Source organism: Thalassomonas sp. M1454, from assembly GCF_007097525.1.
Classification (GTDB): domain Bacteria; phylum Pseudomonadota; class Gammaproteobacteria; order Enterobacterales; family Alteromonadaceae; genus Thalassotalea_A.
The window spans coordinates 637,029-657,401 of the sequence record NZ_VKDD01000002.1 but is presented as its reverse complement, the minus strand read 5'-3'; the positions used below and the strand labels follow the sequence as shown (position 1 = coordinate 657,401).

Genomic DNA, 20,373 nt, shown 5'->3' with positions numbered 1-20,373 from the left:
TAAAAGAAGAATATAAATGAATAAGAACTTATTACTATTAAGCAGCTCTCGTGTTGGTGACACTGCTTATTTAGACCATGCAAAAGCCATGATCAGCGATCATCTAAATACAATTGATGAAGTTATTTTTATCCCTTTTGCAGGCGTAACAATGTCAAATGATGACTACACCGACAAAGTAGCAGATGCACTTACCGATATTAACGTTTCGGTAAAAGGTATTCATAGCTTTGCTGATCCAGTTGCAGCAATAAACAATGCAAAAGCAATTTTAGTCGGGGGCGGAAATACCTTCAATTTATTAAATGAGCTTTACCAAAACAATCTTATTCCAGCGATTCAAGAAAAAGTAAACTCAGGTACACCTTATATAGGATGGAGTGCAGGTTCGAACATTGCCGGCATGACGATAAGAACGACTAATGACATGCCGATTATTCAGCCACCTAGTTTCGATGCGTTAAATTTAATACCTGTGCAATTGAACCCCCACTACACAGATTATAACCCTCCAGGTTTTAACGGAGAAACGCGCGAACAGCGACTAAGTGAGTTTATGGTACTGAACCCTGAGACTTATATCGTTGGTATTGTTGAAGGTACAGCGTTAAAACTAAGTAATAATAAACTTAGTTTAATTGGCCCTGATGTAGGCTATTTATTTTCAAACCAAGATAAACAGATAGTTAATGCCGAAACAGACTTAAGTTATTTACTATAATTATAACGGCTGTTATTAAACGTTTATAACAGCCTACTTTTCCAATACTCAGCAAAAACCTCCTTAAAAACAGCCATTAATAGAACAAGTTATCCTTATCTAACTAAGCACTTAGTTGCTTGAACTTATTCTATTACAGTACTATATTAAGTTTTAAAATAAAAAAAAGAGGCAATTAGATCAGGATGGATTCTAAAGTTTTAATACTGTTGATCACTTTTTGTATAACAGGATGTGCGACAAACTTACCAGCAGACAAGCAAAATTATATTGGCTTTTGGGAAAGCGCCCGCGAAGGTAGAGTGTTTGTTTCAATGACCATTTGGCCTAGTGGAACGTTTAATTATGCTAGGTCTGATGATGGCGGTAACTCAAAAATAAACATGCCTATAACTGAATTTACCGATAAAGAATTTGTGTCAGGCTATCTATTTACTTTTGCAATTAATAGCCCACCTACCTATGTGGATGAAAAATGGACTATGGTAATCGATGGAGTGATTCTAACTAAAAAAGATAAAGGGATTTTTGCGAAACCCACGCCTACGCCAACTAATTAATTCGATAAGTTTGATAAATCAAATTTAGCCATTGCTTGTTGTGGTGACTCAACTCTATCAATTTGTGCGATCAGTGGCGCTTCTATTTCACTTTTGAGGTAATCAATATTCTGTTGAAGATATGGCATCTGTTCAGGAAAGTTAGCAACCCACGCTACAACATTTAAACCATCATTGATGATCGATTGATAAGTAAGAACGGCATGGTTTAAACAGCCAAGCTTCATATGTACAACCAAAATAACATCAAGCTTTTGTTGTTTTACAAAATCTGATAAATACTCACCATTGCCCAAAGGTAAACGCCAACCACCCGCGCCTTCAGTAATGGTAATATCTGCACTGTTTTCTGTTATTGCCGAAAAGCCAGAATTAATCAAATCACAAGTAATAACAGCATTTTTAGTTAGGGCTGCAATATGTGGCGCGATTGGCTCTTCAAATGCTATTGGATTTATTTGTTCGATACTTTGCTTACTATTAGCCTGTTGCTGCAATTCTAATGCGTCTCCGTTGACAAGTTTGCCATCGACATTCTCACAGCCTGCAGAAATAGGTTTATAAACCGCGACTTTTTTACCTTGTTTAACCAATGCGCCAGTAAGGCTAGCTGCAACTAAAGTTTTACCAGCATCTGTATCGGTTGCGGTAATAAAATAATTTTTCATAACAATACTACTGTAATTATAATTTGTGTTTAACTAATTTACCGGTACAAAGTTGGTAAGTTGCCGGATAACAACCAGAATCTGATTGGAATTGTTGGTAAGCCTTGGTCATTTTCTGCCAACTGCCCTTGCCAGATAAGCCTTTATTTACTTTGTTAGGTAAATGACTTGCTCCTAGACTTTTTAATTCATTAGCTAAGTGCTTAACACTAATATAGTCAAGGACTATAGGCTGCTGCTTAAGGATCTCAATATTGAAATTAGTTGTTTTGATATCGTTTTCCACATCGACTAATTGCTTAAAATCGATAACGTGTTGATCATCATTTACATTAGCCCAGCTTTTCTTCAGCTCAGACAGCGTACCATCGAGTAAAGTAGTAAATACAAAAGTACCACCTGGCTTAAGTACCCTTTCAATTTCTGCGAACGCTTTATGTAATGGATCGCACCATTGAATAACTAAATTAGAATAAATGATGTCGATGCTGTTATCAGCAAATGGCAGTTGATGGATATCTGCAGCCAGCCAATTTATATCTTTATTACGATTATTACTCGCGTATTGCAACATAGATTTAGATAAATCTAAGCCAATAATATTTTGGTGATCGGACTTTAAAATGTCGGCAAAATAACCCGTGCCTGTTCCTAAATCAACAACAATTGGATTTTTAGTTTTAGCTGTATTTTGCTGTAAATAAGACAGTATTATATTGCCACTTTGACGTTGCAAGCGTGCCGAAACATCATAAGATTCAGATGCAGCGCCAAAAGTATCGGCTATTTTTACTTTTAATTGTTCTGTAGGCATTTGCCTATGACCTCATTGATAGATTCAGCTAACATGCTGATATCATTATCATTATGACTTGCTGTTATAGTTACGCGTAACCTTGATTTACCATTTTCAACCGTTGGTGGCCTAATTGCCGTTAACCAAAAACCTAAATCTTTTAATTTTTGAGCGCAATATAGGGTATTTATTTCACTACCAACAATAACGCCGATAATAGATGACTCTGTTGGTGTTACTTCAATAGAACTATCTAGTTTGGATTTAAACAAGGCAGTTAATTTTTGAATTTTTTCACGGCGCCAATGCTCAGTTTTACAAATCTCAACACTAGCATTTGTTGCTAATGCTAACGCTGGAGATATAGCTGTTGTGTAAATGTATTCGCGGTTACGATTAATAAAATATTCAATTAACTCTTCATTACCAGCAACTACTGCCCCATTAGTTGCAATAGCTTTACCAAAGGTAGCCATTTGAATCACATTGCTATCAGTATTTAAATTTTGCTCAGAAGCTGTACCACTGCCATCACTTCCTAAAACACCAATACCATGGGCATCATCAATATACAGCCAACTATCATTTGCATCGCACGTTGCCTTTATTTGAGTTAAAGGAGCGCAATCACCATCCATACTATACACGCCTTCAGTAACTACTAAGTTACTGTCTGTTGAGCTGGTCGTTAGAAGCTTATCTAAATGAGTTACATCATTGTGCCGAAAGCGTTTAGATTTTGCTTTTGAATTAAAAGCCCCATCGATTAGTGATGCGTGTGACAATTTATCTAAGTAAAAACCCACAGAAGCTTGCGCACCTAAAGTATGCAACACGCCACAATTTGCACTAAACCCACTTGCAAATAACAAACAGCGCTCTGCGTTTAACCATTGTGCTAAGTTTTCTTCTAATTGCTTATGGGCTTTGGTATAGCCGGTAATTAATGAAGATGAACAAGCACTAGTGCCGTACTTCTCGATGCCTTTAATATAAGCTGTTTTTATGTCGCTATGATCTGCTAGGCCTAAGTAATCATTTGATGAAAAGTTTATATATTCAATACCATCAAACGATAACAAACGCCCAGTAGAATGGCTTAGCACAACACGATTACGATCAAGATTATCGGACTTTTGCTGCGCTAATTGCTCACGAATAAAGTTAAAAGACATTATTTTATCTGCGTTGCACTAAGCAAGAGCTACTAACTAGCACTTGCGTCGTAAAATAAGTCTTTGTTTTCATTATTTACTATGGCTGTACGTAATGAATTAGCTTCAATTTGCTGTTGTTGCTCAGATACTGCATTTAAACGTTCGGTATTAATGCCTAGCTTTTTAAATAGCATCATGTCTGAATCAGCTTCTGGGTTGTCAGTAGTAAGTAGCTTACAACCGTAAAATATTGAGTTTGCACCGGCTAAAAAGCACATTGCTTGCATTTGCTCGTTCATTGCGTCACGACCAGCTGATAAACGTACATGTGATTTAGGCATCATAATACGAGCTACAGCAATACAACGAATAAAATCAAAATGCTCAAGATCTTCAACATTTTCTAACGGTGTACCATCAATTTTTACCAGCATATTCATCGGAACACTTTCAGGCTGCTTATCAAGGTTAGCAAGTTGCACTAATAATGATGCCCGATCAGTACTACTTTCACCAAGGCCCATAATTCCGCCGCTACATACCTTCATACCGGCATTTCGTACATTAGATAATGTGTCTAAACGATCTTGATAAGTGCGAGTAGTGATAATTTGATTGTAATGCTCTGGCGATGTATCTAAATTGTGATTGTAATAGTCAAGACCAGCTTCTTGCAATGTATTGGCTTGCTCTTCATCAAGCATACCAAGTGTCATACAAGTTTCTAAACCCATTTCACGTACACCTTCAACCATTTTAACGATATGCGGCATATCTCTGGCTTTAGGGTTTCTCCAACCTGCGCCCATACAAAAACGGGTTGAACCTTGAGCCTTAGCTTTCTTGGCTGCTTCTAATACATTTTCAACTTCCATTAATTTTTCTTTTTCAATGTCAGTGTTATATCTTGCGCTTTGAGAGCAGTACTTACAGTCTTCTGGACAAGCACCAGTCTTAATTGAAAGTAACGTACTCACTTGTACTTCATTCGGATTAAAGTTTTCACGATGAGCGGTTTGTGCCTGAAACATTAAATCATTAAATGGCAAATCGAATAACGCTTGTACTTGCGCTACAGTCCAGTCATTACGTACTGGAAAATTAGTTTTTATAGTTGTTGGAGTAGTCATAGCAAAGTATTACCTAATTAAATATCGGCTTTAGCTTTTCGCTGTAAACCAATAGAGTTGCTGTATTGCATCATATTAAATTAACGGTTAGTCTAGCGACATCAACATTGCTGTCAACGTAACACAAAAAGAATAGTTAACTAATGATTAATAATTGTACAGAGTTATTGCAATATGACCAAGATCATATTTGGCACCCTTATACATCTATGACTAACCCACTACCTTCCTTTATGGTTGAATCAGCCAAAGGCGTACATTTACAACTTGCAAGTGGTGAAAAAGTTATTGATGGTATGTCTTCTTGGTGGTCAGTTGTTCATGGTTATAATAACCCGGTTTTAAATAATGCAATAAAGCAACAAGTCGATACCTTTAGTCATGTGATGTTTGGCGGCTTAACTCACGAGCCAGCGATAAACCTATGTAAAACCTTAGTTGAACTTACGCCTTCAGGGCTAGATAAAGTGTTCCTTGCAGATAGTGGCTCGGTTGCGGTTGAAGTTGCTATAAAGATGGCGCTGCAATATCAACACAGTAAAGGTAAAACCGAAAAGACTCGCTTATTAACCATTAAAAATGGTTATCACGGTGATACATTAGGCGCTATGTCTGTTTGTGATCCAGTTAATGGCATGCACCAATTGTTTAGTGGTTTTATGACCGAAAACTACTTTGCCGATGCCCCGCAAGTTAGCTTTGGACAAACGTTTGATGAAAACGACTTAGTGAGTTTAAAATCTCAGTTTGAGCAAAATCATCAAAACATCGCCGCACTTATCCTAGAGCCGATAGTGCAAGGCGCTGGTGGCATGCGCTTTTACCATAGCAAATACCTTAAAGCCTGTAGAGAATTATGTGATCAATATGACGTACTACTAATTGCTGATGAAATTGCCACCGGATTTGGCCGTACCGGAAAATTATTCGCATGTGAACATGCCAATATAACGCCTGACATCCTATGCTTAGGTAAGGCACTTACCGGCGGTTACATGACACTTGCAGCTACATTATGTACAACAGATGTGGCCGAAACTATCAGTAAAGGTGAAGCTGGCGTATTTATGCATGGTCCAACGTTTATGGGCAACCCGCTTGCCTGTGCCGCTGCTAATGCAAGCTTAAAACTATTAATTGATAACAATTGGTGTGAGCAAGTCAGTAATATTGAAACACAATTAAAGGCTGAGTTGTTACCTTTAAATAGCCATGAAAACGTTGCTGATGTCCGTGTTTTAGGGGCTATAGGTGTTATCGAGGCCAAGTATCCAGTAAACATGGCATTTATTCAGAAAATGTTTGTGGAAAATGGTGTTTGGATCAGACCTTTTGGTAAGTTAATTTATATAATGCCGCCTTTTGTTATTAAAGCGGATGAATTAACCAAATTAACCTCTGTAATGGCCAACGTTATTGCCTGTGAACAGGTTTTTAATAAAAACTAATTGTGCGTGATGCCATTGATAAGCCCTTGAATTTGGCAATTTTTGTACAATATACGTATAAAGTCGTAATTATTATGAATATTAACGACTTTAACGCTAAGAATTACTTGAGTCTATTTCCTCTGTAGGTAAAATAGCCTGTCATGATCGATGAAGATCAAACCATACATTTTTTATAATAAACGAGGTCACTAATGTCAGTTGCTCCAATTACTGATGTCCTAGCTGGTAAATTTGCTGTGCAAGAAACAGTAACAGTTAAGGGTTGGATAAGAACGCGTCGAGATTCTAAAGCAGGAATTTCATTTTTAGCAATTCACGATGGTTCATGTTTTGATCCTATTCAAGCAGTTGTACCTAGCGATCTTGAAAATTATAATGACGAAGTTTTAAAAGTAACTACGGGTGCCTCTGTTGCCGTAACAGGTACTTTAGTTGAATCACAAGGTAAAGGTCAGTCTTTCGAAATTCAAGCAACGAAAGTTGAAGTACTAGGATTTGTTGAAGACCCAGATACTTACCCTATGGCAGCAAAACGCCACAGTCTCGAATTCTTACGTGAACACGCTCACCTTCGTAACCGTACAAATATCGGCGGCGCCGTAACTCGTGTTCGTAACTGTTTAGCACAGGCGATTCACCGCTTTATGCATGAACAAGGTTACAACTGGATCAGTACGCCTCTTATCACAGGTAGTGACACTGAAGGTGCTGGCGAAATGTTCCGCGTAAGCACATTAGATTTAGAAAACTTGCCTTTAGATGATAAAGGCGCTGTTGATTACAAACAAGACTTCTTCGGTAAAGAAACATTCTTAACCGTATCTGGTCAGTTAAATGCTGAAACTTTAGCTTGTGCTATGTCAAAAGTTTACACATTTGGTCCTACTTTCCGCGCGGAAAACTCAAACACTACTCGTCATTTAGCTGAGTTTTGGATGATGGAACCAGAAATCGCATTTGCTGATTTATCTGATGCCGCAACACTTGCAGAAGACATGTTACGTTACGTGTTTAAAGCCGTGTTAGAAGAGCGTGCTGATGATATGGCATTCTTCCAACAACGTGTTGATAAAACTGTTATCGACCGTTTAAATTCAGTGGTTAATTCTGACTTTGTGCGTATGGATTACACCGACGCAATCGACATTCTATTAAAGAGTGGCAAGAAGTTTGAAAACAAAGTTGAATGGGGTGTAGATTTAAACTCTGAACACGAACGTTACTTAGCTGAAGAATACGTTAAAGGTCCATTAGTATTAATGAACTACCCGAAAGACATTAAAGCATTCTACATGCGTTTAAATGATGACGGTAAAACAGTTGCGGCTATGGACGTACTTGCGCCAGGTATTGGTGAAATCATCGGCGGTGCTCAGCGTGAAGAACGTTTAGATGTGTTAGATCAACGTTTAGAAGAAATGGGCTTAAATCAAGAAGATTACTCTTGGTACCGTGACTTACGTCGCTACGGTACAGTACCTCATGCCGGTTTTGGTTTAGGCTTTGAACGTTTAGTTGCATACGCAACAGGTATGGGCAACGTTCGTGACGTTATTCCATTCCCACGTACACCAAACAATGCTGCTTTCTAATAATATTTAGAATTCAAACAAAAAAACGCTACCTTTAAGTAGCGTTTTTTTTAGGATTAATTTTAGTCTATTTTATATAACTGCAACAGTAATCTGTAAGCTGTTCAACATTTAATTTAAAACTAGAATTTGCCGGTACTTCAAAAGAGTATTCCCCTTCAATATCAATCCACTCTTCACTGTCTGCTAATAACACTTGCAGTTTGCCTGACTGAATATCCATTATTTCTTTATCTGCGGTAGAAAACTCATATTCACCAGGTAACATAACACCAAGAGAACACTGTTCGCCATTAGCTAAAATAATAGAGCGACTGGTAACGTTACCATCAAAATATGAATTTACTTTTTTAATTACACTTACATTGTCAAGCTGTGACATAGAACACCTATTTGTTATAAAGTTTATTAAGGCTAATTTATCAACTTTAAAACCAACAGAATAATAATCTAAATAACTAAATCATAAGCATTTGATCTATACGTTTATCGCCAATAGGTTGTGAATGGCTCAGCCGTTTTTCTTACTTTTTGTGTACAGTCTTTTGTTGCTGTACCTATATATAAAAAGCCGACAATCTCGTCATCAAGTTTAATACCAAGCTCTTGCTTAACAATATCACTATAAGCTAAATCACCGCTTCGCCAAATAGCGCCAAAACCTAATGCCACACAAGCCATTTGCATTGCGTGGGTCGCACAACCTGCGGTCATTAATTGTTCTTGTACAGGTACTTTAGGATGTTGCTGAAATTTAGTTGAAACAACAATAGTCATTGGTGCTCGATATGCCATTTTTTTAGACTTTTCTATTTTAAGCTCATTGTCAGTAGTGGCTTTAATCGCTTTTTGGTAAACCGCGGACAATTTATCTAAACCATCACCACTAATAACGTGAAAATGATAAGGAGCAAGACCTGCATGATCTGGAGATGCCATTGCTGCATTTAATATAGCGTTTAGCTGTTCATCATTTGGACCTGGTGCAGATAAAGCGGAACAAGATTGACGATTTATTAAGAATTGGATTGGGGTCATAACTGATTTTGTAAAATGTGCTGCGTAATTGAGTTAAAAGAAAATACCATAAAAGCACAAGCAGAAGTAGGATTTACCAATAAAAAAATCCCAACATAGGTTGGGATCAAGGGAACTAATTCAAAATATTAAACAAGTATGTACAATACTATTCTTCTATACGGTTAGAGGCTTGTTGTGGATCACTTTTAAATAACCAATAGTCAATACTGACAAAACGCCCTGCTCCAATAAAAAATAATGCCATCAACATAATAAAATATGTTGCGGCAAACTCAATGCCGTTATTGAGTAAAACTACGTTGCCAGTTTCGTATAACCAATCAGGGCTGCCATTTTCATCAATAATATCTTTAATTTTCGAAATTCTTACCGCCGCTTTATCACTATTTTCTAGGCTTGCATCTGCACTTTCAAAACCTAACCATGAAAATACTTTAGCCGAACTTGTATCTGAGTTTGTCGGTGTTAACGCATACCAACCGTTATCCAAATGAACAGAGGTTGCAGCTATTATCATGGTAAACATCAATGGAATACTAATTAAGCGAGTTGCTAAACCAACCAAAAGTAACCAACCACCAAAAAACTCTGTCCATGCAGCTAAGTTTGCAAGTAACTCAGGAAAAGGCATACCTAAGCCCCATTCACTATTACCAAACCAGGCGACAATGCTTGGATCTGCGAAAAGTTGTTCGATAAAATTTAGGTCATGATTAGAAAATTGCATCTTATTATAGCCAGCAATAATAAACACAGGAGCTAAATAAAGCCTTAATAAAATAGCTGGTATTGCATCACCTTTAAGTAACTTAGCAATTGTTTTATTAAATAATGAAATAATATTCATCACCATCCTTATAGAATTTAACCATACTTATAAGAACATTGTAGTTCATATTTAATTTCATCAACTTATCTAATGTTAAAAATAATTTAATTGTAACTATTCATTAAAATAAGCCTTATATGAAAGATCTTTTTGCAATACCATTGTATGATTATGATATTAATAACATTAAGACGTGAGGATATATGTCTGAAAAACCAAGCATTATTAAAAGAGTTTTCAAAAAGTTATGGATGCTCATCAACACTACAAGAAAGTTAATTCTAAATTTAATCTTCTTTGTCATTCTATTTGCTGTGTTTGGCGCAATTTTTGATGACTCAGATAAAATTGTAGTTCCTAGCAATACAGCGTTAATTTTAGATCTTAAAGGCGACATCGTAGAGCAGAAAAAACAAGTTGATCCTGCAGATGCCCTTATGTCTGAAGCATTAGGTAAAGAAGAAGAAAATCCTGAAATATTACTGGCTGATATCAAAGAAGTATTGGCTACAGCAAAAGATGACAAACGTATCTCTACATTGGTTATTTACCCACAAAACCTGCGTCGTGCAGGCTTAACTCATTTACAAGAAATTGCTGCATCTATTAATGAGTTTAAAGAAAGCGGTAAAGAAGTGATTGCCTATGGTGATTATTTCACTCAAGACCAATACTATCTAGCAGCGCATGCCGATAAAGTTTGGTTAAACCCTGAAGGTGCTGTTATTTTAGAAGGTTATGGACGCTACAGAACTTACTATAAAGCCGCGCTAGATAAACTAAATATCACCCAACACATATTTAAAGTCGGTACTTATAAATCTGCAATCGAACCTTATATTCGTGATGATATGTCTGAGCCAGCTAAAGAAGCAAACCGAGCGTGGTTATCTTCTTTATGGAATAGTTATAAATATGACATAGCACAAGCAAGAAACCTTACCACCGATGATTTTGATGAAACCGCTGCTGGTTTGTTAGAAAAAATTAAACTTGCCGACGGTAGCTTTGGCCAATACGCAAAAGCAGCAGGCCTAATTGATGAGTTACGTACTCGTGAAGATATCCGCCTGGATATGATTTCAAAAGTGGGTAAAGCGGAAAAAGGCTCTCATTACAATCAAATTCACTTTAAAGATTATGTAAAAGCAACAAAAAATCCATACCCTATGGTAAATCCTTTAACAGATAAAGTAGCGGTTATTGTTGCTAAAGGCGCTATTTTAAATGGTCATCAAAAACCTGGTACCGTTGGCGGTGACAGTACCGCACTACTTCTTAGAAAGGCTCGATTAAATGATAAAGTAAAAGCAGTAGTTTTACGTGTGGATAGCCCAGGCGGTAGTGCTTATGCGTCAGAGATAATTCGTCAAGAAGTTGAACTAATTAAAGCGGCAGGCAAGCCTGTTATTGCCTCTATGGGCCAATATGCGGCATCTGGTGGATACTGGATTTCTGCTTCGGCAAATGAGATTTGGGCATCACCAAATACGATTACTGGCTCTATCGGTATTTTTGGTATGTTTATGACATTTGAAAAAGCACTGGATAAATTAGGCATTCATACTGATGGTGTTGGTACTACTGATCTAGCTGGATTAGGTGTTACGCGTCCTCTTAATGAAGATATCGGCCACATTATTCAAGCAAGCATTAATAGAGGTTATAAGAACTTTATCACTCTTGTTGCCGAAAATCGTAATATGTCGCCTGAAGATGTCGATAAAATAGCTCAGGGTCGAGTATGGACCGGTGCAAAAGGACAAGAGATTGGCTTAGTTGATAAATTAGGTGGTTTAGATGATGCAATCGCTGCTGCAGCTGATCGCGCCGGATTAAAGATGTATGACACCTTGTTAATTGAGCAAGAAGTTTCAGCTAAAGATCTATTTTTGCGTAATTTATTAGACCAAGCAAAAGCATTCATACCAGCAGATACATTAAATCAAAGTACGGCCTACAACCCTGCTCTACAACAAATGATTGCTGATTTAGTTAATGAGTATGAAAAAATCAACCAATTAAATGATCCTCGCGGGATCTACTCAGTCTGTTTAACTTGTGAGATTAATTAAATCACTTAACAGTTAAACTCTACAGAGTAAGTTGTTATTATAGCCCCAGTTTTCTGGGGCTTTTTTATTTGCGTAAACTAATCGTTAAACAGTAATGAGTTTCAAGTTGATCTGACCCTCTTGATTTTGAGTTGAACATAGTATGAGAAAAAATATATACATTGCTTATACCGGCGGTACTATCGGTATGAAAGCTAGTGACAATGGTTTTGTCCCGGTTAAAGGACATTTAACCGAGTCAGTAGCAAAGATGCCTGACTTTCATCGCCAAGAAATGCCATTATTTACTATCAATGAGTACTCTCCTCTTATTGATTCATCAAATATGACGCCTGCTGATTGGCAATTAATTGCGGATGATATAAAAGCTAACTATCAATACTATGATGCCTTTGTTGTGTTACATGGCACAGACACTATGGCTTATACCAGCTCTGCGCTGTCTTTTATGCTTGAAGACTTAACCAAACCGGTTATTGTTACCGGCTCTCAAATCCCCCTTGCTCAACTGCGCTCTGACGGTCAAGAAAACTTACTTAATGCGTTATATATTGCTGCCAATTACCCTATTAATGAAGTGTCGTTATTTTTTAATAACAACCTTTATCGTGGTAACCGTTGCATTAAGGCCTATGCTGATGGTTTTAATGCGTTTGACTCGCCAAACATGCCACCACTACTTGAAGCGGGTATAAATATTAAGGTTTTAGCCGGCGCTATTGCCACTAGTCATGAAGATAGTTTAACGGTAAGTAATATTACTGAGCAGCCAATTGGGGTTGTCCATTTATATCCAGGTATCTCAACAAAACTCATTGCCAATGTGATCCAACAACCTGTTAAAGCGTTAATAGTCCTCAGTTACGGTGTTGGTAATGCTCCGCAAAATCCAGAGTTACTTGCGTTGCTTAAGGATGCAACCGATCGAGGCATCATTATTGTCAATTGTACCCAGTGTGTTAAGGGCAAAGTAAACATGGGTGGTTATGCTACCGGCGATGCTTTAAGCAAATGTAATGTGACAAGTGGCTTAGATATGACATTAGAAGCAGCTCTAACTAAGTTACATTACCTATTGAGTAAAGGTTTCAGCGCAGAAGAAATAAGAATTCAAATGGGTCAAAATTTACGTGGCGAGCTAACGTTATAACCATTAATGAACAAACTAAAAAGCGAGTATACCATTAAGTATACTCGCTTTTATTATGCTGAAATGGATAACTGATCAGCCTATAAAAATTGGTTTAATACGGGTTACAAAAGCTTGTAGCTCGTTTGATTGTAAACCACTGTTTATCCACTCTTCCAATTTAGAGTTAAGTGAAACAGCCTCTCCCGATTTAAGCTTATCTGCTAACATACTTACTTGTACTTGCATGCGCTCAGCTAACAATGCTTTTGGCGTTTCAACGTCGGCTAATATTTCTAGCTCAAGTGTAAGTACTGCTTGCTTCGTTAAATCAGCTTCAACATTGCAGTTTTTACTTACAACTTTTTGCCAATGCTTATTTAATTGTAAAAACTGTTCATCATTGGCAAGTTCATCATTAGCTAACTTACCTGAAACGATATTTTCTATAACACTAAATAAATTCAAAAAATGTGCTTTTTTCTTGTCATTTTCTAGTGTTTTTAATTTCGTGTTTAAATCATCAATACCACGTTTAACTTTATTAACTAAACCTTTATGCACAGGTGTTTGCTTAGATAATTTATCAGCAAATGTGTTCAGCTCTTGTTTACTTGCAGTTAAATCAGCGATATTACCCGCAGCAGAAAACTTAGCTAAGACATCGTTACATTCTTGCTCAAGCTGGGCCGATTGTTCTTGTCTTTGTTTTTGCTCTGTCTCTTTAACCGCATCACGACGACTAAAGACTTGATCATTAATTTTTCGAAATGCCTGCCATAACTGGTTTTCTTTGTTTTTACCAGCGTACTCGATTGTAGTCCATTGTTTTTGAAGATTTTTTAAATTATTAATGGCACTAAATACATCTTCGTTTTCTAATTCTAACTTAGCTTTGTTGATTAATTGAGTTTTCGCACTGGCATTATCTTCATGATAAGCAGTTACCGCACTACGAACCGGGTCAACTAATGCTGAAAACTGTTTACTAATAACTTGTTGTTGCTCTCTATCAACCTCACCAATATCGCGCCACTCGAGAATAAGTTTATGTAAGCGAGTATCTATTTGTTTATAGTTGACCTCAGAATTATTAAGTTCTGTGTTAAGCGCTTGTAGTTTCGCAATAACGTCTTGTTTGGCGCGAAGGTTAGTTTCTCTTATCTTGGCTTGCTCGCCATAAAATGCACGACATGGAGCGAAAGCTAATTCAATTAATTCGTTGAATTTGTTGTTTAAGTCAGCTTCCATTGATTCATCAGCGCGGCCTAAATTATTCCAGTGCTTGCGAAAGCGTTTAACTTCTTTGGCTTGCTCAAGAGGATTTTCCAAAGGAGCATTAATTAGCTTTAAAATATCATCTAATGCTTGCTGCTTTTTAGGGGTAACGATAAACGACTCAAGTTCATGTAACTCATTAATTTTATCCGAAACTACAGCAAAATCTTTTTGTAAACGCTCTTGCTGTTTAGCAGATAATGACTCGATCATAAAAGTTAATTTTTTATGTAAGCCAAACGCAGACTTATATTTACCAAAATTAATTAAACGCTTTAATTCAGATATTTTTTTACCAACTAGATTAAAAGAACTCTCTTGCTCTTTAACTAATGGTTTTAAAGCTTGTTGCCATGTCGATTCAAGTTCTTTTCTGGCTGAAACTATCGATTCGGGTAGAATGTCATCAACTAAGTTATCAATACGCTGCCACTGCCCTAACCAGTCATCAAAGACTGGTTTACGTAGGTTTAATTCTTCAATATTCGTTGGTAAGGCTAAGGTAGATAATTTAGAAATTAAAGACGTTGCATCACTAACACATTGGGCGACGTGTGGTAGTTGTTTTAGTTTTTTTGCTAACTTATCTAACTGCTCAAAGAGTTTTTGTTGATCTAGGTTACTAATATCCGATGACTGAGTTTCTTGCTTTACAGCAACTAACTCTGCTTCTAACTTAGCTTCATCAATACTAATATTTTCAAACACAGCTTGGGTAATTTGCTTAGAAATTAAAGTAACTTTTTCATTAAGGTTATTAAGCTGCTGTTGCTTTTTTTGAGCCTGTTCAAGAATAAATTGTTGGTGTTGATAAGCTTCTTCTTGTACAGCGAAATTTTTAGTCAATTGCTTAGTGATAGCATCATATTTAGCTAATAACTCTGTTTTATCGCTAGCGGTTAAACAATCAATATCTGCAACTAATTGCTGCCATTCTTGTTCTAGAGCTACTTTACGGTCGCGCATATCGACATAATCATTAAGATCTTTTAAGGCAAGTAATTTAGACAACACTAACTGGCATTGTTTCTTTAATTTGATTGGCTTTTCGATAGCTTGGTTTAATCTGTCAAGTTTAGCGTTTATCTCACTAGCTACAGCGGTATTGGTTATTTTTTTAGCGAGTTTTTCAAGTTGCTCTACAGTGTCAAATCTTGATAATAAAGTTAACTGTAGTGCTTCATTATTGCAGTTAATAAAAAACTGTATAAGTAGATGTGGTTTATTTACTTTCTCAAGCAGCATTTCAACTAAGCTGTGCTCTTGCTCAACTAATAGCCATTGCTCAAGAAAAGCTGTTTTATCACATTGCTCTAAAAAGTCTTTTTTAACTTGAAGCTCAAGTTTGCCTGTGCCCTGAACAAGAATTTGTTCTTGCACTTTAGCTCGAGCAAATGCTTTTATTGCAGATTTTGAATTATCTTTACTTGCCTTAAGCCAAAACTTGTATTGGTTAAGTTTAATAAGCGCTGCGCGACGAACGAGTTCACTTTCATCATTGGCAACTAAGTTTTCTAATATGGCAATGTGCTCACTATTATCGAGCGACAAAGAGTTTAAAGCGGTGATGCGTACAGGCGCATCTTGGTGTTGCCATTTTGGCTTAAAAAACTTAGTTAAAATCATAAATTGGTGAACCTAGCAATGTCTTCTGCGTTGTTATTAGTGTTGTCATTTAAACTATCTACTGATGCTTGTTTAAATTGTTTTTTTAGTTCTGATTTACTTTTGTGGACGATTTCACCATCAGGGCCGATAGTCATATTGTCGTCACTATTAAGGTGTCTTGCCTGATATGCCATTGATAATTGCAAAGCAGACTCTCTTTGCGCTTGTTCAACTTCAACACCTTCTGGCCATTTACCTGTTTCTGCAGCGAACTTTAAACGTTCGTACATTTCAAATGTCATATTTTCTACAGCAGCTAATAAATTCATACGTTTACTTCTTCTTTAATAAAATAAGGCGCACACGGTTAATAATATACCAACAAAAGCCAAGTACAGATGTCCCGACAGAGATGCTATATTGCCATGAATCTGGCGCCGGTTCACCCCAAAACATAAAACCAAAGCCACCACAAAACAATAACATAGCGATCATTGATTCGTTCATCAACTTGGCTGACTTTTCGATGATAGTTATTTGTTTTAAATTAAGACGTTGTTCCTCGCTCATCTCACCTAATACGGTTGAACATTTACTACAAACCGCGGCTTTTGATGAAATTCGAGTTGAACAATTTGGGCAATTTATTAGCGCCATAAACACCTCTTATTTGGGAATTATACCAATCCTCATAACTAACTGATCATTTTTAATGGTTAAAATGAAAAAGTAGACCAATTAATTAAGAGAACTGGTATTAAAATTTATTGCTGATTTTACCCGAAAAAAAAACACCCTGCGGGTGTTTTTTTAGGTTTTTACAATTTTTTTTTCATTAATCGTAAATTAAAGTTTATCTTTCCATAAATCAGCGTTTTTAATGCCTAATTTTTCAGGATCAAAGGTGTATTTACTCACACCGTCTTTCTGTTGACGTTCGTAATCACGAAGCGCTTTGATTGCTGGTTTTGCAGTAGCAAAAATTAGGATTATGGCAATAATATTTAACCAAGCCATTAAGCCAACACCAATATCACCAAGACCCCAAGCCGAGCTTGGTTGAGCTACAGTGCCGTAGAATACCGCGGCCATAATAGCAACTTTTAACAAGAATCTTAACGCTGGAATTTTAATGGTTTTGTTGATGTAAGTAACATTATTTTCAGCAATAAAGTAGTACGCTAATACCGTAGTAAATGCGAAGAAGAATAATGCAATAGCAATAAATGGTTTACCAAATCCAGCTAATACACTGTCCACGGCAATCTGAGTAAATGCAGGGCCATTAATAACCACATCAGCAGCTAAGTTTTGGACAACAAAAGTAGATGAACCTTCAGGCATAACATTGTATGAGTTAGTGATTAAGATCATAAATGCAGTTGCAGAACAAACAAATAAAGTATCAATATAAACAGAGAATGCTTGTACTAAACCTTGTTGTGCTGGGTGATCAACTTCTGCCGCAGCAGCCGCATGAGGACCTGTACCCTGACCTGCTTCATTAGAGTAAACACCACGTTTAACACCCCAACCAATTGCCGCACCAAAGCCAGCCATAGGAGTAAAAGCGTCGCTAATGATTGACATAAATATTGAAGGTAGCATATCGATATGAAGAGCAATCATGCTACAAGCAATAATGATGTAAGCAAGCGCCATAAATGGCACAACAACTTGTGTAAAGTGGGCAATACGTTTTACCCCACCAAAAATAATAAAACCAAGTAATAGTACAATACCAACTGCGGCGTATACCTTGGTCATAGATAATTCACCTAAGAATGAATCTACTGATGCACCCGCACCAAATACATTAACAAAGGCATCACCAATACCATTTGATTGCACAACCGGTAGTAATAAACCACAAGCAAGGATGGTTGATAATGCAAAAATCCATGCGTACCATTTCTGACCAAGAGCCTTTTCTATATAGTAAGCTGGACCACCACGGTAAGTACCTTCGTCGTCTACTTCTTTATAAATTTGAGCATTGGTTGACTCAATGTATGCCGTTGCCGCGCCAAAAAATGCCACAACCCACATCCAAAAAACCGCACCTGGACCACCAAAGCCGATAGCTGCAGCAACACCAGCGATATTACCTGTACCAACACGGCCAGATAAAGATACAGCTAAAGCTTGGAAAGATGAAATACCAGAGTCAGAGCTTTTCCCTGAAAGTAGTAAGCGAACCATTTCACGAAAGTGTCTTACTTGCGCAAAACGAGTCATTATCGAAAAGAAAACACCTGCACCTAAACACAGATAAATAAGCCACGAACTCCAAATAATACTATTTAGATAATCAATAGTTTCTATCAAAATAAACCTCAATTTTTATTATAATTTTAAAAGTACACCACAACTGAAAAATTTAATGTGGTGGAAAATATAAACAACAAGTGCATTAATAAATATAAATAAAATAAAGGACCTTACGGCCCGTTATTAATGTAGCTTGTTGTAGTTATTCAACAATGTACGATAAAACTTATCTTAAGTCATCTAATACATGATAGATCGCCGTTAAAGTATCACGACCAAGAATACTGCTTCGAGCATCATTCCAACCAACAATTGGGTCAGGTAATAAGTCATTATCCTTAAATGGCATCTCCACAGTAAAAGCTAAACACTTAAACTCTTCACCAACCCATGACGAGCCAACCGTTAAATTAGCTTTACCTGGCTCATCTTTATCGTAACCGCGGGTATCTTGGAATTCAGGAGTAATAGCAAGTAAGATATCTTTAAACTTATCTTCTAATGCTTTATGTCGAGCATCATATGAAGGAATACCTTCACAACCTGCAACAAAATTAACCGGCAGTGCTTCATCGCCGTGGATGTCTAAATGTAGATCCACACCAACCTGTTGCATTTTTTCTCGTACTAAATACACTTCTGGGCTTTTTTCTAATGATGGCGATTGCCATTCACGGTTTAAATTAACACCAGCTGCGTTAGTACGAAGGTGGCCTCTTACACTCCCGTCAGGGTTCATATTAGGTACAAGATAGAATACGGCATTATCGATTAAGTTACGGGCTAAGCCATCATCTTCGTCAAGTAAGCGCTCAATAAAACCTTCCATAAACCATTCAGCCATAGTTTCACCAGGGTGCTGACGAGCCGTTAACCAGATATTTGCTTTACCTTCTGCAGGCTCGCCAATACGTAAAAGTGACATATCACGGCCATCAAGTGTTTGGCCTAGTACTTCTAGCTGACAATCGGCATCAAGTTGTGCCATATGGATCAAATCTTGATGACGTTCATAGCTATAAGGTACAAAGTAGGCAAAGTACATAGAGTCACATTCTGGTGTTACCTTAATCGTTAAGGTGTCGCCATCAAATGAAGTAGGCACTCTAAACCAAGTAATACGGTCATATGAGGCGACAGCTTGATAATCTACCCAGCCTTCAACATAAGCTGATTTACCTGCATTGGTAATATTTAACGTGTGCTCACCACGTTCGGTATTGTGTAACTTAAAATGAAACCACTGATAAAAATCAGATTCATTATCATGTTTAATTTCAAGTTGGATATCATTGCTTGATGTTGCAGAGATGACACGGATATTACCGCTGTCGAAATTTGAACTAATTTGCATAGTGTCTTCTTACTTAGCTAATAAAATTAGCTTAAGTGTACACAATGAGCCTGCTGATCAGAAGTTTTTACTCTCGAAAATGTTTGTAAACTGTAAAGCTTTGCTGACTAAACACAAACCGTAAAATTCTACAGACTACGTAGGTATAAACCCAGAGCTGTTGAGTATCCTAGCGAGCGATGTTCAACAGTGCCTTGCTCATCGATAACGTAATAGCTCGGATAAGCCGTTACTTTAAAAGCTTGTTTAACATTGCTATTGCCGAGCAAGATAGGAAAAGTTAAATCTAAATTTTTAGCAAATTCATCAACTTCAGCTTTGTTGCTATAGTCGAGCGCAACGGCTTTAATCTCTATGTCTGGTTGGTATTTATAAAGCATTTCTAAATTAGAAATACTTACACGACAAACAGAGCACCAAGGCGCAAAAAAATAAACAACGGTTTTCTTATTTGAGTGAGTTAATTCAACCGGGTTATTTTGAAGATCGGGTAACAAAAACACAGGCGCTTCTTCTGCTTGCCAAGAAGACAGCATACTGGACTCTTTCAGCATTGATACACTATTAAAAATCAACACCACCACAATTACTTGTATCAAAAAACTTTTCAACTGAACTACCTACTGTTGCACTACATAATTATATAGACCGGAGTTAGCCGATTTAATAACAAGCAATCTTACAAATCGATAAACAAAAAAGTCAGTAACATG

Annotated in this window: 19 protein-coding genes; 6 read left to right on the top strand and 13 right to left on the bottom strand. The window is 37.0% G+C overall.

Annotation, left to right across the window (positions count from 1 at the left end; all coding sequences use genetic code 11):
• Positions 1 to 16: 16 nt before the first annotated feature.
• A complete protein-coding gene (gene pepE, locus FNN08_RS04905; RefSeq protein WP_143583620.1) occupies positions 17 to 721 on the top strand; it encodes a dipeptidase PepE in 705 nt (234 codons plus the stop codon).
• Between the two features lie 185 nt (positions 722 to 906).
• Complete coding sequence (locus FNN08_RS04900) at positions 907 to 1,281, top strand: hypothetical protein (protein ID WP_143583619.1); 375 nt, start codon at positions 907 to 909, stop codon at positions 1,279 to 1,281.
• Here the strand turns inward: FNN08_RS04900 and bioD are convergent.
• The 4 genes from bioD to bioB are packed head-to-tail and all read right to left on the bottom strand — an operon-like array spanning position 1,278 to position 5,032.
• Positions 1,278 to 1,949: a dethiobiotin synthase gene (bioD, locus tag FNN08_RS04895; protein WP_143583618.1), complete on the bottom strand. Its 672-nt coding sequence runs from the start codon at positions 1,947 to 1,949 to the stop codon at positions 1,278 to 1,280. The two genes, FNN08_RS04900 and bioD, sit on opposite strands and share 4 nt — an antisense overlap.
• A gap of 16 nt (positions 1,950 to 1,965) precedes the next feature.
• Positions 1,966 to 2,763, bottom strand: a complete 798-nt coding sequence (gene bioC, locus FNN08_RS04890) for a malonyl-ACP O-methyltransferase BioC (protein ID WP_143583617.1) — start codon at positions 2,761 to 2,763, stop codon at positions 1,966 to 1,968.
• Positions 2,745 to 3,920 carry an aminotransferase class I/II-fold pyridoxal phosphate-dependent enzyme gene (locus FNN08_RS04885; RefSeq protein WP_143583616.1) on the bottom strand — a complete coding sequence of 392 codons (1,176 nt, stop codon included), beginning with the start codon at positions 3,918 to 3,920 and terminating at the stop codon, positions 2,745 to 2,747. The genes bioC and FNN08_RS04885 overlap by 19 nt, the downstream gene beginning before the upstream one ends.
• Before the next feature lie 32 nt (positions 3,921 to 3,952).
• On the bottom strand, positions 3,953 to 5,032 hold the full coding sequence (gene bioB / locus FNN08_RS04880) for a biotin synthase BioB (RefSeq protein ID WP_143583615.1): 1,080 nt from the start codon (positions 5,030 to 5,032) through the stop codon (positions 3,953 to 3,955).
• Between the two features lie 143 nt (positions 5,033 to 5,175).
• On the opposite strand from bioB, the gene bioA reads away from it, so the two are divergent.
• The gene (gene bioA / locus FNN08_RS04875; RefSeq protein ID WP_143583614.1) at positions 5,176 to 6,480 is read left to right on the top strand and encodes an adenosylmethionine--8-amino-7-oxononanoate transaminase; all 1,305 of its coding nucleotides are present in this window, start codon (positions 5,176 to 5,178) and stop codon (positions 6,478 to 6,480) included.
• Between the two features lie 194 nt (positions 6,481 to 6,674).
• On the top strand, positions 6,675 to 8,075 hold the full coding sequence (asnS, locus tag FNN08_RS04870; protein ID WP_143583613.1) for an asparagine--tRNA ligase: 1,401 nt from the start codon (positions 6,675 to 6,677) through the stop codon (positions 8,073 to 8,075).
• 67 nt (positions 8,076 to 8,142) lie between these two features.
• Here asnS and FNN08_RS04865 read toward each other — a convergent pair whose 3' ends face one another.
• The 3 genes from FNN08_RS04865 to FNN08_RS04855 all read right to left on the bottom strand — a co-directional run bounded on the left by FNN08_RS04865 (position 8,143) and on the right by FNN08_RS04855 (position 9,963).
• Positions 8,143 to 8,457 carry a pyrimidine/purine nucleoside phosphorylase gene (locus tag FNN08_RS04865; protein ID WP_143583612.1) on the bottom strand — a complete coding sequence of 105 codons (315 nt, stop codon included), beginning with the start codon at positions 8,455 to 8,457 and terminating at the stop codon, positions 8,143 to 8,145.
• A gap of 104 nt (positions 8,458 to 8,561) precedes the next feature.
• Entirely contained in the window at positions 8,562 to 9,113 is a 552-nt protein-coding gene (locus FNN08_RS04860; RefSeq protein WP_143583611.1) for an NAD(P)H nitroreductase, read from the bottom strand.
• Between the two features lie 148 nt (positions 9,114 to 9,261).
• The gene (locus FNN08_RS04855) at positions 9,262 to 9,963 is read right to left on the bottom strand and encodes a DoxX family protein (RefSeq protein ID WP_143583610.1); all 702 of its coding nucleotides are present in this window, start codon (positions 9,961 to 9,963) and stop codon (positions 9,262 to 9,264) included.
• A 185-nt stretch (positions 9,964 to 10,148) separates the two neighbouring features.
• Here FNN08_RS04855 and sppA point away from each other — a divergent pair, with 185 nt between their 5' ends.
• Together sppA and ansA are read left to right on the top strand one after the other, a co-directional pair.
• On the top strand, positions 10,149 to 12,020 hold the full coding sequence (sppA, locus tag FNN08_RS04850) for a signal peptide peptidase SppA (protein ID WP_143583609.1): 1,872 nt from the start codon (positions 10,149 to 10,151) through the stop codon (positions 12,018 to 12,020).
• Between the two features lie 142 nt (positions 12,021 to 12,162).
• Positions 12,163 to 13,170: an asparaginase gene (gene ansA / locus FNN08_RS04845; protein WP_143583608.1), complete on the top strand. Its 1,008-nt coding sequence runs from the start codon at positions 12,163 to 12,165 to the stop codon at positions 13,168 to 13,170.
• Positions 13,171 to 13,245: 75 nt separating this feature from the next.
• Here ansA and FNN08_RS04840 read toward each other — a convergent pair whose 3' ends face one another.
• From FNN08_RS04840 to FNN08_RS04815, 6 genes are all read right to left on the bottom strand, one after another.
• Complete coding sequence (locus FNN08_RS04840) at positions 13,246 to 16,053, bottom strand: DUF349 domain-containing protein (protein WP_143583607.1); 2,808 nt, start codon at positions 16,051 to 16,053, stop codon at positions 13,246 to 13,248.
• The gene (locus FNN08_RS04835) at positions 16,050 to 16,364 is read right to left on the bottom strand and encodes a YeaC family protein (RefSeq protein ID WP_143583606.1); all 315 of its coding nucleotides are present in this window, start codon (positions 16,362 to 16,364) and stop codon (positions 16,050 to 16,052) included. The genes FNN08_RS04840 and FNN08_RS04835 overlap by 4 nt, the downstream gene beginning before the upstream one ends.
• 4 nt (positions 16,365 to 16,368) lie before the next feature.
• Entirely contained in the window at positions 16,369 to 16,692 is a 324-nt protein-coding gene (locus FNN08_RS04830) for a hypothetical protein (RefSeq protein WP_143583605.1), read from the bottom strand.
• A 189-nt stretch (positions 16,693 to 16,881) separates the two neighbouring features.
• On the bottom strand, positions 16,882 to 18,363 hold the full coding sequence (locus tag FNN08_RS04825; protein WP_143583604.1) for an alanine/glycine:cation symporter family protein: 1,482 nt from the start codon (positions 18,361 to 18,363) through the stop codon (positions 16,882 to 16,884).
• 169 nt (positions 18,364 to 18,532) lie between these two features.
• A complete protein-coding gene (locus tag FNN08_RS04820; protein WP_143583603.1) occupies positions 18,533 to 19,660 on the bottom strand; it encodes a carboxypeptidase family protein in 1,128 nt (375 codons plus the stop codon).
• Positions 19,661 to 19,788: 128 nt separating this feature from the next.
• Positions 19,789 to 20,214, bottom strand: a complete 426-nt coding sequence (locus FNN08_RS04815; RefSeq protein ID WP_143583602.1) for a TlpA family protein disulfide reductase — start codon at positions 20,212 to 20,214, stop codon at positions 19,789 to 19,791.
• Positions 20,215 to 20,373: the final 159 nt, after the last annotated feature.

Bases quoted from the DNA above. Each gene is read 5' to 3' on its own strand.
- pepE (WP_143583620.1), top strand. From the start codon at position 17: ATGAATAAGAACTTATTACTATTAAGCAGCTCTCGTGTTGGTGACACT.
- FNN08_RS04900 (WP_143583619.1), top strand. From the start codon at position 907: ATGGATTCTAAAGTTTTAATACTGTTGATCACTTTTTGTATAACAGGA.
- bioD (WP_143583618.1), bottom strand. From the start codon at position 1,949: ATGAAAAATTATTTTATTACCGCAACCGATACAGATGCTGGTAAAACT.
- bioC (WP_143583617.1), bottom strand. From the start codon at position 2,763: ATGCCTACAGAACAATTAAAAGTAAAAATAGCCGATACTTTTGGCGCT.
- FNN08_RS04885 (WP_143583616.1), bottom strand. From the start codon at position 3,920: ATGTCTTTTAACTTTATTCGTGAGCAATTAGCGCAGCAAAAGTCCGAT.
- bioB (WP_143583615.1), bottom strand. From the start codon at position 5,032: ATGACTACTCCAACAACTATAAAAACTAATTTTCCAGTACGTAATGAC.
- bioA (WP_143583614.1), top strand. From the start codon at position 5,176: ATGATTAATAATTGTACAGAGTTATTGCAATATGACCAAGATCATATT.
- asnS (WP_143583613.1), top strand. From the start codon at position 6,675: ATGTCAGTTGCTCCAATTACTGATGTCCTAGCTGGTAAATTTGCTGTG.
- FNN08_RS04865 (WP_143583612.1), bottom strand. From the start codon at position 8,457: ATGTCACAGCTTGACAATGTAAGTGTAATTAAAAAAGTAAATTCATAT.
- FNN08_RS04860 (WP_143583611.1), bottom strand. From the start codon at position 9,113: ATGACCCCAATCCAATTCTTAATAAATCGTCAATCTTGTTCCGCTTTA.
- FNN08_RS04855 (WP_143583610.1), bottom strand. From the start codon at position 9,963: ATGAATATTATTTCATTATTTAATAAAACAATTGCTAAGTTACTTAAA.
- sppA (WP_143583609.1), top strand. From the start codon at position 10,149: ATGTCTGAAAAACCAAGCATTATTAAAAGAGTTTTCAAAAAGTTATGG.
- ansA (WP_143583608.1), top strand. From the start codon at position 12,163: ATGAGAAAAAATATATACATTGCTTATACCGGCGGTACTATCGGTATG.
- FNN08_RS04840 (WP_143583607.1), bottom strand. From the start codon at position 16,053: ATGATTTTAACTAAGTTTTTTAAGCCAAAATGGCAACACCAAGATGCG.
- FNN08_RS04835 (WP_143583606.1), bottom strand. From the start codon at position 16,364: ATGAATTTATTAGCTGCTGTAGAAAATATGACATTTGAAATGTACGAA.
- FNN08_RS04830 (WP_143583605.1), bottom strand. From the start codon at position 16,692: ATGGCGCTAATAAATTGCCCAAATTGTTCAACTCGAATTTCATCAAAA.
- FNN08_RS04820 (WP_143583603.1), bottom strand. From the start codon at position 19,660: ATGCAAATTAGTTCAAATTTCGACAGCGGTAATATCCGTGTCATCTCT.
- FNN08_RS04815 (WP_143583602.1), bottom strand. From the start codon at position 20,214: ATGCTGAAAGAGTCCAGTATGCTGTCTTCTTGGCAAGCAGAAGAAGCG.